At 66.5% G+C, this 18,233-nt stretch carries 23 protein-coding genes, 1 tRNA gene and 1 pseudogene; 9 read left to right on the forward strand and 16 right to left on the reverse strand.

What is annotated here, in order from left to right:
• Nucleotides 1-27: 27 nt before the first annotated feature.
• Nucleotides 28-804: a PAQR family membrane homeostasis protein TrhA gene (gene trhA / locus G6N42_RS16725; protein ID WP_410506640.1), complete on the forward strand. Its 777-nt coding sequence runs from the start codon at nt 28-30 to the stop codon at nt 802-804.
• Between the two features lie 52 nt (nt 805-856).
• Here trhA and G6N42_RS16730 read toward each other — a convergent pair whose 3' ends face one another.
• Nucleotides 857-1,663, reverse strand: coding sequence for a crotonase/enoyl-CoA hydratase family protein (locus tag G6N42_RS16730; protein ID WP_163730592.1), 807 nt, complete (start codon nt 1,661-1,663; stop codon nt 857-859).
• 108 nt (nt 1,664-1,771) lie between these two features.
• Here G6N42_RS16730 and G6N42_RS31590 point away from each other — a divergent pair.
• Together G6N42_RS31590 and G6N42_RS31595 are read left to right on the forward strand one after the other, a co-directional pair.
• Nucleotides 1,772-2,296 (forward strand): annotated as a pseudogene (locus tag G6N42_RS31590) (peroxiredoxin); the annotation flags it as partial.
• Nucleotides 2,291-2,746 carry a DUF742 domain-containing protein gene (locus tag G6N42_RS31595; RefSeq protein ID WP_232076603.1) on the forward strand — a complete coding sequence of 152 codons (456 nt, stop codon included), beginning with the start codon at nt 2,291-2,293 and terminating at the stop codon, nt 2,744-2,746. The pseudogene G6N42_RS31590 and the gene G6N42_RS31595, both read left to right, overlap by 6 nt.
• Here the strand turns inward: G6N42_RS31595 and G6N42_RS16740 are convergent.
• Complete coding sequence (locus tag G6N42_RS16740) at nt 2,732-3,166, reverse strand: YkvA family protein (RefSeq protein ID WP_163730594.1); 435 nt, start codon at nt 3,164-3,166, stop codon at nt 2,732-2,734. The genes G6N42_RS31595 and G6N42_RS16740 overlap by 15 nt on opposite strands.
• Nucleotides 3,167-3,232: 66 nt before the next feature.
• Complete coding sequence (locus tag G6N42_RS16745) at nt 3,233-3,616, reverse strand: hypothetical protein (RefSeq protein ID WP_163730595.1); 384 nt, start codon at nt 3,614-3,616, stop codon at nt 3,233-3,235.
• Between the two features lie 95 nt (nt 3,617-3,711).
• Here G6N42_RS16745 and G6N42_RS16750 point away from each other — a divergent pair, with 95 nt between their 5' ends.
• Entirely contained in the window at nt 3,712-4,110 is a 399-nt protein-coding gene (locus tag G6N42_RS16750) for a Zn-ribbon domain-containing OB-fold protein (protein WP_163730596.1), read from the forward strand.
• A 31-nt stretch (nt 4,111-4,141) separates the two neighbouring features.
• A complete protein-coding gene (locus G6N42_RS16755; RefSeq protein ID WP_163730597.1) occupies nt 4,142-5,353 on the forward strand; it encodes a thiolase family protein in 1,212 nt (403 codons plus the stop codon).
• Between the two features lie 22 nt (nt 5,354-5,375).
• Here G6N42_RS16755 and G6N42_RS16760 read toward each other — a convergent pair.
• From G6N42_RS16760 to G6N42_RS16780, 5 genes are all read right to left on the reverse strand, one after another.
• Nucleotides 5,376-5,448, reverse strand: a tRNA-Ala gene (locus G6N42_RS16760).
• A gap of 54 nt (nt 5,449-5,502) precedes the next feature.
• Nucleotides 5,503-6,534: a divisome protein SepX/GlpR gene (gene sepX / locus G6N42_RS16765; RefSeq protein ID WP_163730598.1), complete on the reverse strand. Its 1,032-nt coding sequence runs from the start codon at nt 6,532-6,534 to the stop codon at nt 5,503-5,505.
• Nucleotides 6,535-6,705: 171 nt separating this feature from the next.
• Nucleotides 6,706-7,359 carry a GNAT family N-acetyltransferase gene (locus tag G6N42_RS16770; protein ID WP_163730599.1) on the reverse strand — a complete coding sequence of 218 codons (654 nt, stop codon included), beginning with the start codon at nt 7,357-7,359 and terminating at the stop codon, nt 6,706-6,708.
• Between the two features lie 20 nt (nt 7,360-7,379).
• Nucleotides 7,380-8,663, reverse strand: coding sequence for a molybdotransferase-like divisome protein Glp (glp, locus tag G6N42_RS16775; RefSeq protein WP_163730600.1), 1,284 nt, complete (start codon nt 8,661-8,663; stop codon nt 7,380-7,382).
• A gap of 37 nt (nt 8,664-8,700) precedes the next feature.
• The gene (locus tag G6N42_RS16780; protein ID WP_163730601.1) at nt 8,701-9,612 is read right to left on the reverse strand and encodes a UTP--glucose-1-phosphate uridylyltransferase; all 912 of its coding nucleotides are present in this window, start codon (nt 9,610-9,612) and stop codon (nt 8,701-8,703) included.
• Nucleotides 9,613-9,677: 65 nt separating this feature from the next.
• Between G6N42_RS16780 and G6N42_RS16785 the strand changes: the two genes are divergently transcribed.
• The 3 genes from G6N42_RS16785 (at nt 9,678) to G6N42_RS16795 (ending at nt 11,454) form a co-directional block, all read left to right on the forward strand.
• The gene (locus G6N42_RS16785; protein ID WP_163730602.1) at nt 9,678-10,244 is read left to right on the forward strand and encodes a 5-formyltetrahydrofolate cyclo-ligase; all 567 of its coding nucleotides are present in this window, start codon (nt 9,678-9,680) and stop codon (nt 10,242-10,244) included.
• Nucleotides 10,245-10,391: 147 nt separating this feature from the next.
• Complete coding sequence (locus G6N42_RS16790; protein WP_163730603.1) at nt 10,392-10,733, forward strand: FmdB family zinc ribbon protein; 342 nt, start codon at nt 10,392-10,394, stop codon at nt 10,731-10,733.
• 61 nt (nt 10,734-10,794) lie between these two features.
• Complete coding sequence (locus tag G6N42_RS16795) at nt 10,795-11,454, forward strand: SAF domain-containing protein (RefSeq protein WP_163730604.1); 660 nt, start codon at nt 10,795-10,797, stop codon at nt 11,452-11,454.
• 5 nt (nt 11,455-11,459) lie between these two features.
• Here G6N42_RS16795 and G6N42_RS16800 read toward each other — a convergent pair whose 3' ends face one another.
• Nucleotides 11,460-11,669: a hypothetical protein gene (locus tag G6N42_RS16800; RefSeq protein WP_163730605.1), complete on the reverse strand. Its 210-nt coding sequence runs from the start codon at nt 11,667-11,669 to the stop codon at nt 11,460-11,462.
• A 142-nt stretch (nt 11,670-11,811) separates the two neighbouring features.
• On the opposite strand from G6N42_RS16800, the gene mscL reads away from it, so the two are divergent.
• Nucleotides 11,812-12,234, forward strand: coding sequence for a large-conductance mechanosensitive channel protein MscL (gene mscL / locus G6N42_RS16805; RefSeq protein WP_163730606.1), 423 nt, complete (start codon nt 11,812-11,814; stop codon nt 12,232-12,234).
• A gap of 65 nt (nt 12,235-12,299) precedes the next feature.
• Here the strand turns inward: mscL and mspA are convergent, their stop codons facing one another.
• The 7 genes from mspA to rpmF all read right to left on the reverse strand — a co-directional run bounded on the left by mspA (nt 12,300) and on the right by rpmF (nt 18,072).
• Entirely contained in the window at nt 12,300-12,947 is a 648-nt protein-coding gene (mspA, locus tag G6N42_RS16810) for a porin MspA (protein ID WP_163730607.1), read from the reverse strand.
• A 382-nt stretch (nt 12,948-13,329) separates the two neighbouring features.
• Nucleotides 13,330-13,485: a hypothetical protein gene (locus G6N42_RS30965; protein WP_174262097.1), complete on the reverse strand. Its 156-nt coding sequence runs from the start codon at nt 13,483-13,485 to the stop codon at nt 13,330-13,332.
• A gap of 57 nt (nt 13,486-13,542) precedes the next feature.
• Nucleotides 13,543-14,088 (reverse strand): MogA/MoaB family molybdenum cofactor biosynthesis protein, encoded by a 546-nt coding sequence (locus G6N42_RS16815; RefSeq protein WP_163737698.1) that lies wholly within the window; start codon nt 14,086-14,088, stop codon nt 13,543-13,545.
• Nucleotides 14,089-14,117: 29 nt separating this feature from the next.
• Nucleotides 14,118-15,488, reverse strand: a complete 1,371-nt coding sequence (locus G6N42_RS16820) for a S1C family serine protease (protein ID WP_163730608.1) — start codon at nt 15,486-15,488, stop codon at nt 14,118-14,120.
• A gap of 144 nt (nt 15,489-15,632) precedes the next feature.
• Nucleotides 15,633-17,120 (reverse strand): HAMP domain-containing sensor histidine kinase, encoded by a 1,488-nt coding sequence (locus G6N42_RS16825; protein ID WP_163730609.1) that lies wholly within the window; start codon nt 17,118-17,120, stop codon nt 15,633-15,635.
• Complete coding sequence (locus G6N42_RS16830) at nt 17,120-17,806, reverse strand: response regulator transcription factor (protein WP_163730610.1); 687 nt, start codon at nt 17,804-17,806, stop codon at nt 17,120-17,122. Before G6N42_RS16830 ends, G6N42_RS16825 begins: the two co-directional genes overlap by 1 nt.
• Nucleotides 17,807-17,898: 92 nt before the next feature.
• Nucleotides 17,899-18,072 carry a 50S ribosomal protein L32 gene (gene rpmF / locus G6N42_RS16835; RefSeq protein ID WP_066978450.1) on the reverse strand — a complete coding sequence of 58 codons (174 nt, stop codon included), beginning with the start codon at nt 18,070-18,072 and terminating at the stop codon, nt 17,899-17,901.
• Nucleotides 18,073-18,233 lie beyond the last annotated feature (161 nt).

Consider the following 18,233-nt stretch of genomic DNA (forward strand, 5'->3'; position numbering starts at 1 on the left):
TCCGGCTCGGCAACCCTGGGAGAGGCGTTGGACGCCCTAATCGACGATGAACACCACCTGACGCGCGGCCGAAGAGATTCGTTGGCATCTGCCGAGATCAGCGGGCCGCGCGCTCCGGTCGTTGACGACCTTCCCCAGGGCCTGGCCGACACGGTCGCAGACCTCATCGGACGGCCACGCGCCCGCGGCTGGATCCATCTGTGCTCCGCGATCACCGCCACTGCGGGCGGCTTGGCGCTGGTGTCCGCAGCGGTCATCGAGTCATCGCCGAGAGCGATTCTCGCGACGCTGATCTACACCGTCACCGTCGTCGCGATGTTCAGCATCAGCGCCGTTTATCACCGCAATCACTGGCACAACCCGGCAGCTCTCAAATGGATGAAGCGGCTCGACCATTCGGCGATCTTCATCTTCATCGCCGGTAGCTATACGCCGTTCGCGCTCTTGGCGATGCCGCCGAGCACCGGCAACCTCGTGCTGACCATCGTGTGGACCGGCGCCGCCGGCGGCGTGGCACTCAAGATGTGGTGGCCATCGGCACCGCGGTGGGTGGGAGTGCCGCTTTACCTTCTGCTCGGCTGGGTCGCAATCTGGTTCGCAGGCAGCCTGCTCGACGGTGGTGGTCCGATCGTCGTCGGCCTGCTCGTCCTCGGTGGAGTCCTCTACAACGTGGGAGCCATCCTCTACGCCATTCGTTGGCCGAACCCGTGGCCCCACACGTTCGGCTATCACGAGTTCTTTCACGCGTTCACTGCGGCCGCAGCCGTAAGCCATTATGCCGCAGTCTGGTTCGTCGTCCTCTAGTCGCGCCATGACCGCGGTCGGGCATTCATGTACGGCGTTCGTGTCACTCGCGCTAGGCGGGGTCGGCGAAAACCGGCCGCTCCCCTGACATGCCCGCCATCACCGCGGCGATCTGATTGGGCTTGCCGATGAGGTCGGACTGCAGCTCGGATTCGCGCCCCAGTGCCGTTGCCGCGTCGTTGCTGACCCACGTCTCGTTGTAAAGCCTCTTCGCCGCGCGCACCGCATCGGGAGACTTCTGCGCAATCTCGTCGGCGAGCGCCAGCGCGGCGGCCAGCGGATCGTCGGCGGTCCTGGTGACCAATCCGAGTGCGGCGGCATCGGAACCAACCAGGACGCGGCCGGTGAAGGTCAGTTCCTTGGCGACATCGATGGGCAGCAGCCTCGGCAGCGTCTGCGTGATCCCCATGTCGGGCACCAGGCCCCACTTGATCTCCATGATCGACAGCTTTGCGTCCGGCGCGGCGATCCGGATGTCGGCGCCGAGCGCGATCTGTAGGCCACCGCCGAAGCAGTTGCCGTGGATCGCGGCAATGACCGGCGCCGGGACCAGCGACCAGTCGTAGGTGACGCGCTGGGCGACGTTGGCCACCCGATCGGCATCGCGCGCCAGTAGACCGCCCGTGCCGTTGCCGCCCCCCGACATGAAGCTGGCGACGTCCAGGCCCGAGCAGAAGCTCTTGCCGTCGCCGTGCAGGACCACCGCACGAATGGACGGGTCGGCCGCCACCTGCTCGGCCGCCCGGATCAAGGCATTGAACATGGCTTGGTCGAGCGCATTGTGCTTGTCCGCGCGCACCATCGTCACCGTGGCCACACCCTCGGCCGCCGTCCGCACCAGCACTCTGTCTTCGCCCATGCGTGCAATCTACCGACCGGTCGGGGTTGGCGAATCTGCCAGCTGCCGCGACCACCGAAATGCTTCAGACGTGCATTGCACGGTGTGTCACCGCGCTAGTCTTTGCCGATGATCGCAGGTGACAGCGCGCCTGACTTCACGCTGCTGGATCACACTGGCCGACCACGGACGCTGTCCGGGCTCCTTTCCGAAGGGCCGGTCGTGCTGTTCTTCTATCCCTTGGCGTCCTCGCCGATGTGTACGGCCCAGGCGTGTCATTTTCGCGACCTGAGCAACGAGTTCGCCGCGGTGGGTGCCCGTCGAGTGGGTATCAGCACCGACACCGTCGACAAGCAGGCCCACTTCGCCCAGCAGCGCTCGTTCGACTATCCGCTGCTGTCCGACGTGGACGGCGTGGTGTCCGAAATGTTCGGGGTGCGCCGGGGCAGGCTCGTCAAGTTGCAGAAGTCCCTGGCGACACGCGAGGCGTCTCCCCGACGCGGCAGGCACACTCGGCGCCGGGGCCTGATGGCCCGGCTGCTGCCGGTCAGGCGGACGACGTTCGTCATCGGCACCGACCGCACCGTGCTCAAGGTCGTCTCCACCGAGCTGCGCGCATCGGTGCACGCCGACCAGGCCTTGTGGTTCTTGCAGAACCTCCACCTGCCGCATACCAGAGGCACGCACACCGCACCACAACAGCCGCCGCCGGAAGCCAGACCGCTCGGCGATCTCTTCATCGAACCGGAGGCCGCCGCGCGCGAGCCGAGTCTGGTCCGGCCGTACGCGCTGACGGCCGGCCGCACCGATGCCGATGTCGAGCTGCCCCTGGAGGCTCCGGTCCAAGCGGCCGTCACGGCCACGCCGCCGCGCTGGCCGAAAAACGATGTGCGAGGCCAGATCCTGACGTACTGCGCGCACAGCCGCTCCATCGCCGAGATCGCCGCTGCGCTCTCGTTACCGCTCGGTGCGACGCGGTTCCTGGTCGGCGATCTGGTGACACAGGGCCATCTGCGGGTGAACGCCACCCCCGCCGACTCGATGACGATCGAGGAACGCCGCGAACTGTTGACGAGGACGCTGCGCGGCCTACGCGCACTCTGAGCGGGTCGATCCGCTCAAACCGGTGAGACGACTGAGCGCGGCGAAGCCGTCGTCGCTGCCAGGCCAGTGGGCCCGGACCGCATCCATTCCGGCTCGACGCACGACACTGCGCAGGACCGCTGTGACGATGATGGCGTCGTCCGCGTAGCCGAGCACGGGGACGAAGTCGGGAATCAAGTCGAACGGCATCGCCAAGTAGGCCAACAGCAATGCGAGTCGGATCCTGACGCCACGGGGTAGCGACCTGTCCGCGGCGAGCCGGCGGATGAGGCGAAGCACGTCGGGCAGGATGCGAATCGCCTCGCGCAGCAGCCCTGCGCGGGGCCGCACCACGATCAGTGCGATCACCAGAGCAAGCCAGGACAGCACAAGTGCGACGGCAACGCCGATGATCAGGTCCCACAAGAAGGTTCCCGTCACACACACCCCCGCAGATCGTTCACCATGAACGAACCTACTAGCGGGTGCGAGTGCCCTCGGCAGCCGCTAAGGATATGTCAGGCCGGGCAAGCAGTTGATGAACGGTATGCACGGCGGAGGCGGTGGCGCCGGCGGGCCGGGCGGTTGCCCCTGGATGATCACCGGCTCGGTCAGCGGCGCCGCGGGGTCGAAGTAGAAGGTGTGACAGACGTTCATATCCCAGTTCGGTATCGGCTCCATACCCGAGCCCGGACACCACAGCTGACCGCAGACGCCGTTCGCGTCGCAGGTGCCCGGCGGCCCCTCGGGCGGCGCACACGGCGGAGTATTCGCATTCGACGGTGAACAGAACGGTATTGCGTTCGCCGCAGGCGCCAGCACGGCTGCGACGTTCATGCCGACGGAGGCAAACGTGGCCGTCGCACACACTGCGATAAGGGCTTTGTGCATGTGGCCAGTAAACCGCGCCACGTTGCCTACCGATCCCAATATCTGCGTCCGGCGCATGAGTACTAACGTCGATGCCACCGACGATGGAGGTGCGCGTGGCCGGACAAATTCCTTTGGTCGACTACCTGGTGCTGGACGGCGACGAAGCGCATCTGGTCGCGCAGCAATGCGCGAACTGCGGGGCCCGGTTCTTCGACCGGCGCAACGCGTGCGCCGGCTGTTTCGCCACCGACTTCACGACGGTGCCGATCCCGACCGAGGGCGTGGTGCGGGCATTCACGATCGTCGCTTTTGCCGCACCGGGCATTCCCGTGCCCTTCGTCGCTGCGGTCGTCGATTGCGGGGGGACGCAGGTTCGCGCCAACCTCATCAACGTCGAGCCCGACGCCGAGCACGTCCGCGACGGCATGAAGGTGCGCCTGGCCACCCATTCGATCGGCACCGATTCCCAGGGCACCGAGGCCATCGGCTTCGGCTTCGAGCCCGTCGACTGACCCGACCCCATCTGGCGAAGGAGTTTCAACCATGAGCGCAAGCGACGAGGTGTGGATCGTCGGCATTCAGATGACCAAGTTCGGCAAGCACCCCGACCTGGACACCGTCGACCTGGCGGCGGAGGCGGCGACGGGAGCGCTCGCCGACGCAGGGGTCACGATGGCGGATATCGGGGTGATCGCGGCCGGCAACCTGATGAACGCCAGTGCCGGTATCGGACAACAACTTCAGAAGCAGATCGGTCAGACCGGCATCCCCGTCTACAACGTCGCCAACGCATGCGCGACCGGTGCGACGGCGTTGCGGACCGCCATCATGGCGGTGAAGGCCGGCGAAGTCGATTACGGTCTGGCCGTCGGCGTCGAAAAGCTCTCCGGCGCAGGACTGCTCGGCGGTGGCGGCTCGAAGAAAAAGGACGCCGACACCTGGACTCCGGCCGGCCGGTACGGCGCGGTCGCGCCGATCGACGGCCGGATCGGCACCGAGACCATGCCTGGCGTGTTCGCGCAGATCGGCATGGAGTACGGCCACAAGTACGGCGGCACCAGCTTCGAGTTGTTTGCCAAGATCAGCGAGAAGAATCACGCGCACTCGACGCTGAATCCGCTTGCGTCCTACCAGAAGAGGTTCACGCTGGAACAGATCATGAACGACGTCATGATCGCGTACCCCAACACCCGTCCGATGTGCTCGGCCAACTGTGACGGCGCCGCTGCCGCGGTCGTGTGCAACGGCGAGACGCTGGCTTCGCTGTCGCTCGAACAGCGGCGCCGAGCGGTGAAGGTGTCGGCCTCGGTGCTGACCACCGACCCCTATGAGGAGGGCTGCCAGGTGCTGCCCAACGTCAACACGTTGACGCGCAAGGCCGCTGCCATCGCCTACGAGCAGGCCGGCGTCGGGCCGAAGGATCTCGATCTGGTCGAGCTACACGACTGCTTCGCCACCGCGGAGCTGGTGCACTACGACAACCTGATGCTGTGCGAAGAGGGCGGGGCCGCTGACTTCTTCAATTCCGGCGCCACCTGGCGCGACGGCTCGACCCCGGTGAATGTGTCGGGCGGGCTGGAGTCGAAGGGCCATCCCATTGCCGCGACGGGCATCGCCAACGTCTGGGAGATCTGCCACCATCTGCGTGGCGAGGCCGGCGACCGGCAGATCGCGAATGCGAAGGTCGGCCTGGCCCACGTGATCGGACTGGGTTCGGCCTGCGGCGTCCACATCTTGGAGAAATCGGCTGCGTGAGGCAGCTGCTGATCAATCGTTGTGGAGCTAAGGGGATTCGAACCCCTGACCTTCTCGATGCGAACGAGACGCGCTACCAACTGCGCCATAGCCCCTGATACCGGTAGCACACGCTACCAGTCGCAGCCCGCGGGTCGAAAACCGCAGGGCTACTGGCCTGCGGCGCGCGGAAGGTCGTAGTGACGTGCGAACGGGGCGTAGTCGAGGTGCTCGAAGATCGGGTCCTCGTCGTCGATCTCCAGCACCACCGAACCCGGCCGCCGCAGTCGTGACGGCACCACGTCGAACTCTCTGTCGTCGGTGTTCTCCACCCCGAGCCGCGACCGGGCCATGCGCTGCGCGCGACGGCGCCGCAACTTCTCCTCGATCCGCGTCTGGCGTCGCAGGTAGCCCAGGTAGAACAGTGTCACCGCGCTGACGACGGCGCTGACCCACCACATGATCGGCGAGACGGTGTACGCCGTCACGACCGCCGCGATCACCAGCACCGCCATGACGGTCAGCATCCGCTTGCGGAACTTGTACTTGCGCGCGCTCACCGCAGCACCGGTCTTCGATTCGTAGCGGCGCTTGCGGGCGGCACTCAGCGAGTCGGCCAGCTCGAGGTCGTTGTCCGACGGCGACTCCAGACCGGCGGAATCGGCGACGTACTCATACTCGTCGTCGGTACCCTCCAATGCGGGTCCGGCTTCGGGTTCGCGCTCGGCCTGCGGTTCGCCGGCCTCTTCGGCAACGGGTTCCTCTTCGGCGACGCCATCGAAATCCAGTGTCAGCTCGTCGGTTTCAGCCCGCGCGGACTCACCGACCGGTAGCGCGGTGGCGTCCTCGTCGATCACGTCGACATCGAGGTAGCCGGGATCCTCGTCCTTCTCATCGACGGCGGCAACCCGCACGACCGTCCGGCGGGCCGGGGCCTCTTGTGCCTCGTCGTCGCGATCTTCGTCGAGGTCGTCATCGAGGTCTTCCTCGGACGGCCGCCAGTCCGGATCGCTGGCATGGCCGGCCGCGGGCGACTTGCGCCGTAGGAGCCGAGCTCGGCTGTCGTTGAGAACCCGCGTCGCCAGCGCGACGTCGCTGGTGCGGCGCACTGCGTCTCGCTTGCTGATCAGCATCGGGACGAGCACGAACAGCCAGAGGACGACGAGAGAGATCCACAGGAGGGATTGGGGGATGCTTGGCATGTCGCCGGCTCCTTTCCCCGTTAAGGCTAGGTCTTCTGACCTGCGCATCCGTGGATGGCGCGCCGAGACAATTACACACCTGTAATTCGCTGCTGACAAGCACCAACAGTCACATGTGTCACTTTTGCAACAGATTGGCCTGGGTTCGGCATCGCAAGATCGACGCAGGCATCACGTCCAGCTCGCGTGGCCCTGGCGCACCAGAGTCGACGCCGCCGAGCCGTTGAGCTCCTCGATGGTGATCGCCACCAACAGATGATCGCGCCATGCGCCGTCCACCTCGAGGTAACGGCGCAGCAGGCCCTCCTCGCGAAAGCCGACCTTTGCCAGCACAGCGCGACTCGCGGCGTTCTCGGGGCGCACCGTCGCCTCCACACGGTGCAACCGCACCGCGCTGAAACAATGGTCCAGCCCCAACGCCAGCGCGGCCGTCGCGACACCACCGCCCGTCGACGAGCTGGCCACCCAGTACCCGATCCACGCCGAACGCAGCGCCCCATGCGTCACGTTTCCGATGGTCAATTGGCCGGCGAAGTCCCCGTCCAGTTCGATCACAAACGCCAACATCCGGCCCTTGCGCGCCTCTGACCGCAGCCCCGAGCACACCGAAGGCCAAGCCGTAATGGCGTGCCGCACTTCCCAATCCTGGCCGGTGGTCGGCTCCCACGGCTCGAGATGAGCCCGGTCGGCCAACCGGATACGGCTCCACTGCGGACCATCGCGTAGCCGTACCGGACGCAGCCTCACCACGCCGGCGGGCACCCGCAACGGGCCGGCCGGCTGCGGCCACCCCGGATGTATGGAACTGGAACGCCACAGATTCATGACGGGTTGCCCGGCGTCGATCAGCCGCGCTGGGCCAAGAACGCGACGTCGACGATCTCGCCCGTGCGGATCTGTTCGGCCTCACTGGGAACGACGACCAGACAGTTTGCCTCGGCGAGCGTCGCGAGCAGATGCGACGGTGCGCCGGGCACGCCGCCGAGCGCCTGCACCAGGTACTCGCCGGTGTCCTGATCGCGCATCAACTGTCCCCGTAGATAACCCTTGCGACCGGCCACCGAGGCGATCGGCGACAGGGTGCGCGCCTGCACGATCCGCCGATGCGCCTGGCGCTTACCCAGCGACAGCCGGATCAGCGGACGCACCATGACCTCGAAAACGACAAGCGCACTGACGGGGTTGGCGGGCAACAGGAACACCGGCACGCCGTCGCGTCCGAGCTGACCGAAGCCCTGCACCGAGCCCGGATGCATGGCGATACGCGCGACTTCCATCTCGCCGAGTTCCGCGAGGACCGCCCGCACACCTTCGGCGGCGGCCCCGCCGACCGCTCCGGCGATCACCACCACCTCGGCCCGGTTGATCTGACCCTCGATGACATCGCGCAGCGCCTTGGGGTCCGTGTCGACGATGCCGACGCGGTTCACCTCTGCGCCCGCGTCGCGTCCCGCGGCGGCCAGCGCGTAGGAGTTGACGTCGTAGACCTGCCCATTGCCCGGCGTGCGGGAGATGTCAACGAGTTCGCCTCCCACACACAGCACCGACAGCCGCGGCTTCGGGTGCACGAGAACGCGGTCCCGCCCGACCGCGGCCAACAGCCCCACCTGCGCCGGTCCGATGATCGCTCCGGCGCGCACCGCCACGTCACCCGGCTGAACGTCGTCTCCGGTCCTGCGGACGTAGGCGCCGGAGCGGACACCCCGCAACACGGTCACCCGGGAGTCGCCGCCGTCGGTCCACCGCAGCGGGAGTACCGCGTCGGCGAGTGTCGGCATCGGCGCACCCGTTTGGACCCGGGCGGCCTGGCGCGGCTGCAGGCGGCTGGGGGTGCGCGCCCCGGCCTCGATCGAACCGATGACCGGCAGGCTCACCTCGCCGTCGGAGCCAGTCCGGGCGTCATCGCCGTCTTCGGTGTCGTCGCTGTCACCGGTTCCCACGCCGAGCACGTCGACGCTTCGGACCGCGTAGCCGTCGATGGCGGCTTGATCGAAGCCCGGCAGCGGACGCTCGGTGACCACCTCTTCGGCACACATCAGACCCTGTGCCTCGGCGATCGCCACCCTGACCGGTCTCGGGGCCACCGCGGCCGCGGCTACTCGGGCCTGCTGCTCCTCAACCGACCGCACAACACGCCTTTCTAGGTGTCAGGGCGATCGCCGCGGGTCAGCAATCGATCAGCCCCAAGCGCTCCACCAACCACCGCCGCAGCTCGGGCCCGTAGTCGTCGCGCTCCAACGCAAAGTCAACCGCAGCCTTGAGGTAGCCGCCGGGATTTCCGAGGTCGTGTCGAGAACCGCGATGCACGACGACGTGCACCGGATGTCCCTCGTTGATCAGCAGGGCGATCGCATCGGTCAGCTGGATCTCGCCGCCGGCGCCACGGGGAACCCGCTTGAGCGCACCGAAGATCGCACGGTCCAGCACGTAACGGCCGGCGGCGGCATACGGCGACGGCGCATCCTCGGCCTTCGGCTTCTCGAACATGCCCTTCACGCGCATCACGTTCGGATTGTTGGTGTCGGCGACGGGTTCGACGTCGAAGACGCCGTAGGCGCTGATCTCGTCGCGCGGCACCTCAAACGCGCACAGCACCGAACCGCCGCGCTTCGCACGGACTTTCGACATCGTTTCGAGCACGCCGGTGGGCAGCACCAGATCGTCGGGCAGCAACACCGCGATCGCGTCGTCGTCGTCCGTCAGGACACTCTCCACGCAGCCGACGGCGTGGCCGAGACCCAGCGGTTCGGACTGAACCACGGACTCCACCTTGAGGAGTCCGGGCGCACGCCGCACCTTCGCCAGCATCGAATGCTTACCGCGCGCCTCCAGCGTGCCCTCGAGCACGAGGTCCTGCACGAAGTGGGCCACCACCCCGTCCTTGCCTTCGGAGGTCACGATGACGAGCCGTTCGGCACCGGCCTCGGCGGCTTCCGCGGCGACCAGTTCGATGCCCGGCGTGTCCACGACGGGCAACAACTCTTTCGGCACCGTCTTCGTCGCCGGCAGGAATCGTGTCCCCAAGCCTGCAGCCGGGACGACCGCGGTGCGCGGAATCGGTACCTCGGGCCGTGTCATCGTTCACACACTAGTGTCCTAACGGCAGTTGAACCTCCCGAGTCCCGAGGTTTTGGAGGCGGTGCGTGCGAACGAAAGCTGAACTGCGCACGGCGATCTTGATGGCTCGCCGCGCAGTGTCGCCGCGCGAGCACGCCGTCGAGGCGCAGTCCCTCGCTCGCCATCTGGCTGCACTCATCACCGATGTCGCAACCGTGTGCGCATACGTACCGGTCGGCTCCGAGCCGGGATCCATGGACCTGGTCGACACACTGCACGGCCGCGGCGTGCGGGTGCTTCTGCCGGTCGCCCGCCGCGATGTCGCGGGGCTGCAGTGGGGCGAATACCGCCCCGGAGAGCTCGTCGAGGCACCGTTCGGACTGCGCGAACCCGCCGCACCGTGGCAGGGGGCCGACGCGATCGCTCAGGCATCGGTGATCCTGGTGCCCGCGCTGGCGGTCGATCGCAACGGCGTCCGGCTGGGTCGCGGCGCGGGGTTCTACGACCGCGCCCTGCCGCTGGCAGATCCCGCAGCGCACCGAATCGCCGTCGTGCGCGACGACGAACTGGTCGATGCCCTGCCCGCCGAACCGCACGATGTGCGCATGACCCATGCCCTGACCCCGGCCCGCGGGTCAGTGACGCTCGACTGATGCCGAATCGGGCGCGCAAACCCACCGCGGCGGTTGATCAGCGCGCCGAATTCGCATCGAGCCGGACGGGAATGGCGACGGCCACGTAGCGGTTCTAGCACTTGAGCCGGTAGAGTGCTAAGAAGTTTGACTACCTCGGAGGTTTTCGTGCCCACGTATTCCTATGCGTGCACCGAATGCGACCATCGCTTCGATGAGGTGCAGGCCTTCAGCGACGATGCCCTGACCACCTGCCCCCAGTGCAGCGGTCGCCTGCGCAAGCTGTTCGGCAATGTGGGAGTGGTGTTCAAGGGCAGCGGCTTCTACCGCAACGACAGCCGCGAGGCGTCCAAGAGCTCCTCGTCGGCATCCTCGTCGTCATCGGCGTCCTCGAACGGTTCGTCCGGCGACTCTGAGTCCACGTCAGCGGACAAGTCCACCTCGAAGTCGTCCAGCGACTCGAGCTCCAGCTCGTCGAGTTCGGCGCCCGCCGCGGCGGCATCGAGCTAGTTATCCACAGGCGCGACGTCAGACCGCGCCATCACCCTCCTCGGCTGCCTAGTTTGGCGGTATGGGGGAATCGCTCAATCCGACGGCGCTGAGCCGACTCGTCGATCGTCTGCGCCCCGATTGGTCACGCACCGCGGCGGCCCGGCGCGTCGCCGCCGGCGCTCTCGTGATCCTGGCTGCCGTCGCGGCACTTCGGCCCGACCCGGCGCACGAGCGCACCGACATCGTCGTTGCCGCCCGGGACCTGGCGCCGGGCATCGAACTCACGGCGGACGATGTCCGGCTCGAAACCCGTTTGGCAACAACGGTTCCCGATGGATCGCAGGCAGATCCCACGGTCGTCGTCGGCGCGACGTTGGCTGGCCCGGCGCGCCGCGGCGAGGCGCTGACCGATGTGCGGTTGCTGGGACCGCGGCTGGCTGAATCGGCGGCAGGTCCCAATGCGCGCATCGTTCCACTCCACCTTGACGACACCGCCCTGCTCGACCTGATCCGGCCCGGCGACATCGTTGATGTACTCGGCGCCGGAGCCGATGCGGGCGTTGGCGGCGACGCCGAGCCTGCGGTCGTGGCGACCGACGCGGTGGTCGTCCTGGTATCCCCGAAATCGACCGGGGCGGGCGGCGGTGATCGTGTGGTGCTTGTCGCCCTACCGGCTCACGACGCGAACAAGGCGGCGGGTGCGGCGCTGGTGCAGACCGTCACGCTCACCTTCCACTGACCGCGTCAGGGTTGCGGGACCGGCGTGGTGGTCGGGGCCGCGACGGAATCGTGCTCGATCGCATCCAGGACCATGTCGGCCAACTCATCGGTGCTCGACGAGCCGGGTTGGGTGGGCGGCGGCGGGGGCGGAACCGGTTGCGCGTTGGCGGGACTCGGTGCGATCGCCGAGATCACGATCAGCATTCCTGCAACCACCGCGAACAGCCACCGCATGGCACGCCTTTCCAAATTTGTCTGGTAAACAGCCGAACTGGCATCACCACGCAAGTTAGCATCGGACCCCGCGTGCCGCAGGACCATCGGGACTAACGTCGATGTCTGTCAGACAGCCGGCTCATAGAAAGGAAGCGCGCGCATGTTCAAGGGCTTCAAGGAGTTTCTCGCGCGAGGCAACATCGTCGACCTATCGGTCGCAGTGGTCATCGGCACCGCGTTCACGGCGCTGGTCACCAAGTTCACCGACAGCATCATCCAGCCGCTCATCAACCGGATCGGCGCGGGCGGAGACTCCGACTACGGCATCCTGCAAATCGGCATCGGCGGCGGCCAGACGATCGACCTGAACGTTCTGTTGTCGGCTGCCATCAACTTCATCCTCGTCGCAGCCGTCGTCTACTTCTTGGTCGTCTTGCCCTACAACAGGTTGCGAAAGAAGGGCGAGGTCGAGCAGGCTCAGGACACCGAGCTGTCGCTGCTCACCGAGATCCGCAACCTCTTGGCCGACACCCCCGGGCGCGGCACCGACACCGCGGAGACCACGAGCAACGACAAGACTTGAGCGACATACGGAAACAGCCCCCCGGATGATCCGGGAGGCTGTTGCCGTATTGCCTGGGAGAGGTGTTAGTTCATGTTCCAGGGCTCGCCGTAGGTGGTGACGCTGTCACCAGCCGACGAGATGAGCCGAGCGAACGGACGCAGCAGCACACCACCGGCAGCACCGGTCACCGTGCCGTGAGCGTTGGACACCGCCACACCGCCGGACGCACCGGCGACATCCACCGAGAAGGTGGCGACTTCCTGAATACCGGGGCCGTTACCGAGGTCGGCGCTGATCGACACACCGGGGAACAGGTTCGGCGTGGTGACGAAGCCACTGCTGGCTCCCAAGGTGTAAGGGTCGAACTGGTCGAACAGGATGTTGGGGGTGGTGTAGCTGAAGTTGATGCCCACACCCAGCGACCAAGGGAAGCCGATCTGGTAGCCCAGCTCCAAGGTGCCCTCGAACTCCTCGGCGCCCGCGCCGGCCACGATGTACTTGGCGCGACCGCTGTGGAACCACTCGCGGGTCAGCCGGTTGCGGTCCAACGGAAACACACCATTGAGGAACGTGTCCCACTGCTGGATCGTCAATGTCCGGTCTTGGCCGTCAACAAGGCTCAGCTCGTTGTCCAGCCCGGCGTGAGAGGTGCCAGTGCTCACAAACAGCGACGCGATGGCTCCGGCTATTGCCAAAACCAGCGCCATCAGCACCCGACTGAATACCTTCATGTTCTCCCTAGCTATGTCGACAGTGAGCCGAGGGGACTCACTCTGTTTCTGTTGTTCGTGCCTGGCACTGCTGCGTACACCACACACAACGCAGGAGTCTCATGTGACGCAAATGAGAAACGCCACATACTGCTCTTACGTCCTACTCATCGTTGACACGAGGAACATAACGGTCGGGCACCAGCCCGGCAACGTGAGATCGCAAATACCCGAGACAGCGTTACCAGGCCTGCCACTTTGCTCACTTCAGTAACGCTGAAAGCTAAGCCCCGGCGACCGCGGCGCGGATCGTCGAGGTCAGCAATTCGCCCCTGGTGCCAAGCGCGGAGGTCAAGATCAAGGCAGCGTTCGCGGCATCCCTATGCGTACGAATATCCGCAGGTCACTGATGGTGCGGAGGCGTGTTCTCCCGCAACCATTTATCATGATCGGTTTCGTCGGCAAATGAATTTTCGCGATCGTCAATAAACTTCGGACGCAGTGCTTCGCCGAAAATCTCGTCGACCGCGTCGCGCGGGCGCTCCGGCCGGTCAGCCATGACCCTCCTCCGCTGTGACAAAGATCACACTTTTGCGCGACCGCTCACAGATCTCTCTTAAATTTCGAGGCTCGACAGCTGTCCAATGATCTGCACGGCCAGCGGAGTAAGGGTCGCCATACCATCGCGCACCGCGGCACGAGATCCGGCCAGATTCACGACCAGCGTGCTCCCGGAGATTCCTGCCAGGCCGCGCGACAGTCCGGCATCGGCGACACCGGCAGACAACCCGGACGCCCGCAGTGCCTCCGCGATACCCAGCAGCTCACGGTCGAGCAGATCGACCGTCGCCTCGGGCGTGACGTCACGCGGCGTGACACCGGTCCCGCCGACCGACACCACCAGGTCCACTCCTCCGATGACCGCGGTGTTCAGCGCGTTACGGATCTCGACCTCATCGGCGGCCACCACGACCACGCCGTCCACCACGAAGCCCGCCTCACCCAACAATTCAGTGACCAGCGGACCGCTGTGGTCCTCCTCGTCACCGTGCGCGGTGCGGTCGTCCACCACGACGACCAATGCTCGGCCCACCAATTCCCCTGGCTGTTCCATGACGCCAACCGTATATCCGGGCAGCGACAGCGGCGCAGCCACTCTCAGGGTCGTCGGTCCGGAGATCACAGTGGGCCTCACTGCTGGGCCTTGCCGAGTGTGACTTCCACGGTCTGCGGCTTGCCGGCGGTATCGAGGTACGTGAGCGTCAGCTTGTCGCCGGGCGCCCTGGATCGCACCGCCGCGACCAGCGCATCGGCGCTGTTGATCACCCGATCGTCGACCTTGGTCACCACGACGCCACTGGGTAGGCCCGCGGCCGCGGCGGCACCGCCGCCGGTCACCTCGACGATGCGGGCACCGTCGACCGTCGCGTCGTTGCCGACCTGGACACCCAGTGAGGCGTGCGAGGCGGTGCCGTTCTCGATCAGCTCGTCGGCGATGCGCTTGGCCTGGTCGACCGGGATGGCGAAGCCGAGCCCGATGGATCCGCCCTGCGCCGCACCATCGGCGTCGCCGCCCAATGTGGCGATGGCCGAGTTGACGCCGACCAACTCGCCGTTCATGTTGACCAGCGCACCCCCGGAGTTACCGGGGTTGATAGCGGCGTCGGTCTGCACCGCATCCAGCACCGTGTTCTGGTTGCGGATGTCACCGCCGGCGGCGACCGGTCGGTTCAGCGCGCTGATGATGCCGGTGGTGACCGTGCCCTCGAGCCCGAGCGGCGAACCGATCGCCACGACGTCCTGGCCAACGCGCAGGTTGGCGGACGAGCCGACGGTGATCGGCGTCAGACCCGTCACTCCCTGGGCGCGCACCACGGCGATGTCGCTGCTGGGGTCGGTGCCGACCACCGTGAACGGCGCGCTGCGGCCGTCGGCGAACGTCACCTTGGTCTGCGCGGCGCCGTCGCCAGTGGGTGCGGCCGGACGGCCCGGGCCGCCGGGCCCGCCTGGGGCCGCCGCGGTGACGACGTGGTTGTTGGTCAAGATGAGGCCGTCCTGCGACAGGATGATTCCGGAGCCCTCCTCGGATTGCCTGCCGAGGTCCACCTCGAGCTTCACCACGCTGGGCACCACCTTGGCCGCGACCTGTTCGACCGAGCCGGCGGGCAGGCTGGCGACGGGCTGGCCGGGAGCGGCGCCGTTGATGGTCGACGTCGCCGCGGGCCGCTCGGGCTGCACCAGCAGCGCCACTCCCCCGCCCACACCGGCGGACACGACCGCGACTGCGATGGCGCCGGCGATCAAAGAGCCTGCGCGAGAACGCTTCTGGACCTGCTGCACCGGAAGGGGCGCTTGGGGAAATCGCGCCGTCGCCGGCTGCGGCGCACCACTATACGGATCGTAGGGGGCGCGAAAAGCCTGCTGTTGCTGTTGCGTCTGGTAACGCCAGTCATACGGCTGTCGCTGATATGGATCGGGCCGCTGCGCAGCGGGGTATCCGGCGGCCGCGGGCTCGGGGCGACCCGGTGGCGGTGGCGGCGAATACCTCGGATGGTTGGTCATGTCGCTGCGGTGCTCTTTTCCTGTTGTGGGTCAGACATCCAGAACAACGGCGTTCGCACTCTCAAAGTTGCCTAAGCGGGCTGAGAATCCACTTAGAGAACGTTCGGGACATGCACAGAGTTGCTTCCCCAGAGCGCGCCTAGGCTAATCATTGTCGACGCTGACCACGGGCAAGTCCACGTCTGTGACCGCGTGTCGCGCGGATTCACCGGGTATCGGTCTGCCCGGCAGAACGATGTGTATCGCGGTGCCCGGCGGCTGCCCGCCCGGCACGGCGTACTCTACGCGCAGCGCGCCGCCGTGTTTGAGCACAACCTGTTTCACGATCGCCAGCCCAAGGCCCGATCCCGGCATCGCACGTGCGGAGGCAGAGCGGAAGAAGCGCTCGAACACGAACCGCCGTTCCTGAGGCGGGATACCGGGGCCGTGATCGGTGATCACCAACTCGGCATGCATCGAGTCGACCTGTGACAACCTCACACCGACCCGTCCGCCGGGTGGGCTCCATTTGGCGGCGTTGTCGAGCACATTGAGTACCGCGCGGCCCAGGCCGACGCCATCACCGTAGACCTGCCATGGCACCAGGTTCACATCGAACTCAATGTCGTTGCGGCGACGGCGAACTCGCTCCAATGAGCGGTCCACGACCTCGGTCATGTCGACGGGCTCGTGAATGACGACGCCGGCTTCGTCGCGAGTCAGGTCGACTAGATCCCCGACGAGGGTGGACAGCTCTTCGATCTGAGCGATGACGTCTTCGCGCAGGCCCGCCATCTCCTCCTCAGGCAGCCGCGGTGCACCCGGGGCCATCGATGCCATCAGCAGTTCGACGTTGGTGCGCAACGACGTCAGCGGCGTGCGCAGTTCGTGGCCGGCGTCGGTGACCAGCCGTGCTTGCCGCTCGCGCGATTCGGCCAAGGCACGCAGCATCATGTTGAAAGCCTCGGTGAGACGGGCGAGTTCGTCGCTGCCGTATACCGGAATCGGCCTCAGATCGTCGGTGCGCGCAACGCGCTCCGCCGCCGATGTGAGCCGCGCCACCGGCCGCAGGCCCGCGCGGGCGACGGCACCACCTGCCATCGCGGCCACCACCACGCCGACCCCACCGACGATGAGCAGCACGGTGCCCAACCGCTTGAGCAGCTTGTCGGTCGGCACCAGGCTCTTGGAGATCAGCAGCGAACTGCCGTTGGACAGATGCAGGGCCAGCACCCGCTGTTGGTCGACCGATCGCTTCGACATCCACAGGTCGCCACGGATGACGGCTTTCTCGGGATCACCCAGTGGCAGCGTCTGCCCCTGCTGGTTCGCGGTGAAGATCGAGCGCCCGGGATTGACCAGCATCGCGTTCACGTCGGAGTACGCGGTGCCCTCGATCGCCTTACCGGGATCGGTGGTCAGCGAGCCGCTTTCGATCAGCAGGCTGGCACGGCTGTGCAGCTGGTTGTCCATATCGTCGTAGAGCGCGCGCGAGACGACGGCGTACACGGCGACGGCCATCAAGACCACCACCATCGCCACCATCGACATCGCGAGCAGCATCACCCGCCAGCGCAGCGACAACGAACTGGCCGTCGACTGCACCGTCTGTGGATATGGCCCGGGCCGAGGCGAGGATTTCCGACCAGACATCAGGGAGGTGTCTCGCGCAGCACATAACCCACCCCGCGCACGGTGTGGATCAGTCGCGGCTCTCCTTCGGCCTCGGTCTTACGGCGGAGGTAGCCGACGTACACCTCGAGGGCGTTGCCCGAGGTCGGGAAGTCGAAACCCCACACCTCTTCGAGGATGCGGCTGCGGGTGAGCACCCGCCGCGGGTTCGCGATGAGCATCTCGAGCAGCGCGAACTCGGTGCGCGTCAGGCTGATCGAACGTTGACCACGGGTGACCTCGCGAGTGACCGGATCCAGCGACAGGTCGGAGAACGTCATCGCCGGTGTATCCGTGCCCTCATCAGGCGAGGTGCGCCTCAGCAAGGCGCGCATGCGGGCGAGCAGTTCCTCGAGCGCGAACGGCTTCGGGAGATAGTCGTCGGCACCTGCGTCCAGGCCGGCGACCCGCTCGGAGACCGAGTCTCGCGCGGTCAGCACAAGTATCGGCAGGTCGTCGCCGGTGCTGCGGAGCTGACGGCACACCTCGAGGCCGTCGAGCCGCGGCATCATCACGTCCAGCACGACGGCATCCGGCCGATCGCTGGCGATCAGCTCGAGAGCTTCGAGTCCGTCCTGCGCCAGGTCGACGGAGTAACCATTGAAGGAGAGCGATCGACGCAGCGATTCGCGCACAGCGCGGTCATCGTCGACGACAAGTATTCGCACAGCCACAGTGTCAACCCGCTATCTGAGAGCGGCCTGAGAGGCGCGCCGATCTTGTCCGAAGAGAACACCCCACCCAACGAGCGGGGACGAAATCAGCGGCGGTCGAGATCGATCAGGCCGAGGCGCGCAGCCTTGAGCAGACGGCGCGGCACCTTGTGCTGCTGACCGGCCACCGTCACGCCGACGAGCTCGGTGCGCTTGGCCTTCCACTGCGAACGCCGGCTACGGGTATTCGCGCGCGACATCCTCCGCTTGGGAACAGCCATGATCGAAAATCTCCTGTCGAGGGTCTATCTCTGATGAAGTATGTGCCGCGCAACGACTCAGGCATCGGCAATTGCTCTTCAGGATAGCCGGTGACCTGCGTAGCCTCCAAAACAGCGGAGTGGCTTGGCGCGATACCACCGGTACCCGCTAACCTACCGGT

It is taken from the genome of Mycobacterium gallinarum (genome assembly GCF_010726765.1).
GTDB classification, from domain to species: Bacteria; Actinomycetota; Actinomycetes; order Mycobacteriales; family Mycobacteriaceae; genus Mycobacterium; species Mycobacterium gallinarum.